The organism is Frankia sp. CcCS3 (assembly GCF_977927575.1).
This window is the reverse complement of the sequence record NZ_CDWRCL010000279.1, coordinates 1-4,538: the sequence shown is the minus strand read 5'-3', so window position 1 is coordinate 4,538 and position 4,538 is coordinate 1. Positions and strand designations below refer to the sequence as shown.

The following is a 4,538-nucleotide window of genomic DNA, read 5'->3' as shown; positions in this document are numbered from 1 at the left end:
ACCAACATTACGCACAGTTACCAAACTGGCTGGGGTCTCACGCCCACCCCGGTTAACTTCGAAGACCCCGTATACGTTGCGGACGAAGAGCATAGCGACCGCCACCGACATCACGGCCGCGGGGACGAGCGCCGCGACAACGAGCGCGCCGAAGACGACGTCGGTGGCAACCGGCGGGGCCAGCTGCTGGACGAGCAGCGGGACAGCTGCTTCGGCCTGCCCGCGGGATGCGCGTACCCCCGCGGCCAAGGCGGCAACGCCGAGCAGCCCGAAGAGTCCGAGCAGGCCGGCAGGGTGACCGCCGAGCGGCGCAGGACGTCGGGGTTCTTCGCCGCGAAGGCGGCGGTGAGCACGTGTGGGTACACCAGCAGGGCCATCGCCGAGCCGAGCACGAGGCTCGCGAACGCGGCGAACGTCGACGGCTCCAGCGTGAGTGACGGATCCGGCAAGCCGTCCGCGGCCATGTTCCGCCGTGCCGCAGCAAAGATCTCGCCGGGTCCGCCGAGCCTGGCTAGGACGAGTCCGACCACGGCGAAGACCGCCAGGAAGATCAGAATTCCTTTGGCGACCGAGACGAGTGCCGGAGCGCGGATGCCGCTGTGATAGGTCGCGACGGCGAGCACCCCGAACACCGAGGCCAGCACCAGGTCGCCGGGCAGCCCAGGCGGGATGAGGCCGCCGGCAACGAGCACCGCGCGGACGCCGACCAACTGCAGCGCGATGTACGGCGTGGTGGCCACGATTCCGGTCAGCGCCACGGCGAGCGCGAGCAGCGGCGACCGGTGGCGTTCCCGCACGTAGTCGCCCACCGTGACGTAGCCGTGGCGCCGAGCCGTCTCCGCCAGACGTGGGAGGAGCACGAAGGCTAGCGGATAGACGATGATCGTATAGGGCAGCGCGAAGAAGCCGAGAGCGCCCACCCCGTAGACGAGGCCGGGCACCGCGGCGAAGGTATATGCGGTGTAGATCGTACCGCCGAGCAGGAACCAGGTCAGAACGCCACCGAACGGGCGCCCTGCGAGCGCCCACCCTTCCGGCGAGGGGAGCTCGTCCCGCCGATAGAACGCGCGCGTCTTTACCGATAGTAACGAAGTGCCTGCTATCACGACGGTGAATCCCGCCACGGTCGTCCCGTCGGCCATCCGAACACCCTCCGTTACACGCGGCTTCCCGTGCGGCGCGGCGAGGTTGCCGGTGGAAGCCCGCCCGGTCGTCCCGCCCGGTCCTTATTCCAGTTGCGCACCGAGCCGGCGCGGTTGACACGACATCCATCCCGAAACAAGCCGTAAACTTCTAGCTCACCAAGTCGTAAACCGCGGAGGCGCGGCGAGCAACTCTCCCGGTGACACCATCGCGGCCTGCGTGACCACCCGGCCTGGGTACCTGGGCCAGGCGGTGGCTTATCACCAGGAAGATCAAAATGCAGGGAGATCAGGATGTGGCACGATGAGCAGGGCCGGGACACCCAGCGGGGTGCCCCGGCGAACTCCGCGGCAGGCGTCCCGGCAGCGCCCGTGCCTGCAACAGGCCGGCCGGCCGCCGGTCGTCCGGCCCGCGCGGCGGCACGTCGGCGGCGAACCGCCGCGGTCGCGTGCCTCGGGACACCGTTCGCAGCCCTGCTGGCGGTCCCGCTTTATGCGCAGGATGAGCCACGGCTGGCCGGGGTGCCGTTCTTTTACTGGTATCAGCTTGCCTGGGTGCCCTTAAGCGCGCTGCTGACCGCCGCCGCTTGGCGGCTGCACAGTCGGGGGACGGCGCCGGAAGGCCTGCGATGATCCGGTTCACCGACCGGGCCCGCGCGGCGCTCCGCGAGGGCGAGGTAGTCGTTTTTGACTGGGCCCCGCTGGGGCTGTGCTGCGCCTGCACCGGTCAACTGTGGCTGCGCACCGCGCCGCGGGCGCTCGTGCCGCGGCACCGGGGCTTCCGCCCGGTGGACGCGGATCCCGGTGGCAGCGCCGTAGCCCATCCACTCGCCTATCCGTTCCTCCTGGGCCGCGATGTCACAGTCGGCTGCCGCTCGCGGCTCGGCTTCCGGCACTTCAGCACCGACCTGCCGCCCGATGTCGGGCTCGCTGACCTGCTCGGCCGGGCCGCTCTCGCCAAAGGACGCCTCGTATGACTACCCGTCTCGATACTGCCGGAACCGGCCTTCCGTCTGGCGGCGGTCGTGGGCCTGGCCTTGGCCGGAGGACCGGCCGGCTCCGTTCGATAGCCATCTGGACCACGGTGTCGGCGGCCGGCGCGATCAGCTGGGCTGTGCTCGCGATGTCCCGCCACGAGTCGATCTCTGCGGCGTGGATCCTGCTCGCCGGCCTGGGATCCTTCGCCATCGCCTACCGCTTCTACGCCCGGTTCATCGCAAACCGGGTGCTGCGGGTGGATGACAGCCGGGCGACGCCGGCCGAACGCCTCGACAACGGCGTCGACTACCAGCCGACCGACCGGCGGGTCCTGTTTGGCCACCACTTCGCTGCCATCGCCGGGGCCGGTCCGCTCGTCGGCCCGGTGCTCGCCGTACAGATGGGGTATCTGCCCGGGACGATCTGGATCATCGCCGGTGTTATTTTCGCCGGTGCCGTGCAGGACATGGTGACGTTGTTCTTCTCCATGCGGCGGGACGGCAAGAGCCTGGGCCAGATGGCGCGCGACGAGATCGGCCCGGTGGGCGGGACAGCGGCACTGGTGGCTGTCTTCGCCATAATGATCATTTTGCTGGCGGTGCTGGCGCTTGTCGTGGTGAACGCGCTCGCCGCCTCTGCATGGGGCACCTTCTCGATCGCAATGACCATCCCGATCGCCCTGTTCATGGGCATCTACCTGCGGGTGCTGCGACCCGGCCGGGTCGCTGAGGCCACCGCCGTCGGTGTCGCCGGACTGTTCGCGGCCCTTGTCGGCGGCCGCTGGATCCAGGACTCCGCCTTCGCCTCCGCCTTTACACTCAGCCCGAAGGCACTGGTCGCCTGCCTCGTCGGCTACGGCTTTGTCGCCTCGGTGCTGCCGGTGTGGCTCCTGCTTGCGCCCCGCGACTACCTCTCGACCTTTATGAAAGTCGGCACCATCGGGCTGCTCGCCATCGGCGTTCTCGTCGAATTTCCGGTACTTCAGGCGGACGCAATCAGTACTTTCGCGACCAGGGGAAACGGGCCGGTGTTCGCCGGCAGCCTGTTCCCGTTCCTCTTCATCACCATCGCCTGCGGTGCCCTGTCCGGATTCCACTCCCTCATCGCGTCCGGCACCACGCCGAAGATGATCCAGAAGGAGTCCCAGGTCCGGCTCATCGGTTATGGGGCGATGCTGACCGAGTCCCTTGTCGCACTGATGGCGCTGATCGCGGCGGCGGTGCTCAGCCCGGGCCTCTACTACGCCATGAATGCGCCCGGTGGGGTCGTCGGCAAGACCGCGGCGTCGGCTGCGTCCGCGGTCACCAACCTCGGTTTCACCATCACCCCGGACGCCCTCGAATCCGCGGCCCGGGCCGTCGGCGAATCGACGCTGGTAGCCCGCACCGGAGGTGCACCGACGCTCGCTGTCGGCATGTCCAACATCCTTTCAGGCGCATTCGGGGGCGGTCGCCTCGCCGCCTTCTGGTACCACTTCGCGATCATGTTCGAGGCATTGTTCATCCTGACCACTGTCGACGCCGGCACCCGGGTCGGCCGATTCATGTTGCAGGACATGCTCGGGAACGTGTGGAAGCCAATCGGCCGGGTGAGCTGGTGGCCCGGGGTCTGGCTGAGCAGCGCGCTGGTGGTCGGCGCCTGGGGCTACTTCCTCTGGACCGGGGCAACCGACCCGCTCGGCGGCATCAACCAGCTGTTCCCGCTGTTCGGGATGGCCAACCAGATGCTTGCCGCCATCGCATTGGCGGTCGTCACCACCCTGTTCGTCAAGAGTGGGCGAGCGCGGTGGGCCTGGGTGCCCGGCGTCCCGCTCGGCTGGGATGTCGCCGTCACCTTCACCGCGGCCTGGCAGAAGGTTTTCTCGGACGATCCCAAGCTCGGCTTCTTCGCCCAACGGAACCGCTATGCCGACGCGCTCGACGAAGGCAGGGTTCTGGCGCCCGCGAAGAGCATCAGCGACATGCACAAAGTCGTCCAGAACTCGACCTTGGACGGGATCATGGCGATAGTGTTCGCCCTGCTGGTGCTCGTCGTGCTCGCCGATGCGGTACGGGTGTGCATACGGGCTGTCCGCACCCGGGTGCCGATACCCACTACCGAAGCGGACTATGTAGCCTCCCGTTTTGTCGCGCCCGGGGGATTGTTGGCGACCGCTGAAGAGCGCCGGCTGCTCGCGGATGCAGCCCAGGCGGCCGTGGCCCCTCAGCCCGAGCCCGTCACACCGCCGCTGCGCCGCTGACAACATCCCACGAAAATGGCGAGAGTTGAATCTGTTTGCGCCGAGGCGAGCTGGCGACGGCCATCAGGCCGGAACCCGCTCGTCCCGGCGCAAACAGTCAGCGCGGCGGCGTCGGTGCGGCCCTCAATCTAACCAGACAGGCCGTGCCCGTCGGCGGCGTCGACGAACACGTACGAGGG

Annotated in this window: 4 protein-coding genes; 3 read left to right on the top strand and 1 reads right to left on the bottom strand. The window is 68.4% G+C overall.

Features of this window, described 5'->3' with window-relative positions; genetic code table 11:
* Positions 1-110: 110 nt before the first annotated feature.
* On the bottom strand, positions 111-1,142 hold the full coding sequence (locus AC08OQ_RS17830; protein WP_476605763.1) for a sodium:solute symporter family protein: 1,032 nt from the start codon (positions 1,140-1,142) through the stop codon (positions 111-113).
* Positions 1,143-1,436: 294 nt separating this feature from the next.
* On the opposite strand from AC08OQ_RS17830, the gene AC08OQ_RS17825 reads away from it, so the two are divergent.
* The 3 genes from AC08OQ_RS17825 (at position 1,437) to AC08OQ_RS17815 (ending at position 4,359) form a co-directional block, all read left to right on the top strand.
* Positions 1,437-1,775, top strand: a complete 339-nt coding sequence (locus AC08OQ_RS17825) for a DUF3311 domain-containing protein (RefSeq protein ID WP_462203727.1) — start codon at positions 1,437-1,439, stop codon at positions 1,773-1,775.
* Positions 1,772-2,119 (top strand): hypothetical protein, encoded by a 348-nt coding sequence (locus AC08OQ_RS17820; protein WP_476605764.1) that lies wholly within the window; start codon positions 1,772-1,774, stop codon positions 2,117-2,119. Before AC08OQ_RS17825 ends, AC08OQ_RS17820 begins: the two co-directional genes overlap by 4 nt.
* A gap of 107 nt (positions 2,120-2,226) precedes the next feature.
* Complete coding sequence (locus AC08OQ_RS17815) at positions 2,227-4,359, top strand: carbon starvation CstA family protein (protein ID WP_476602406.1); 2,133 nt, start codon at positions 2,227-2,229, stop codon at positions 4,357-4,359.
* Positions 4,360-4,538 lie beyond the last annotated feature (179 nt).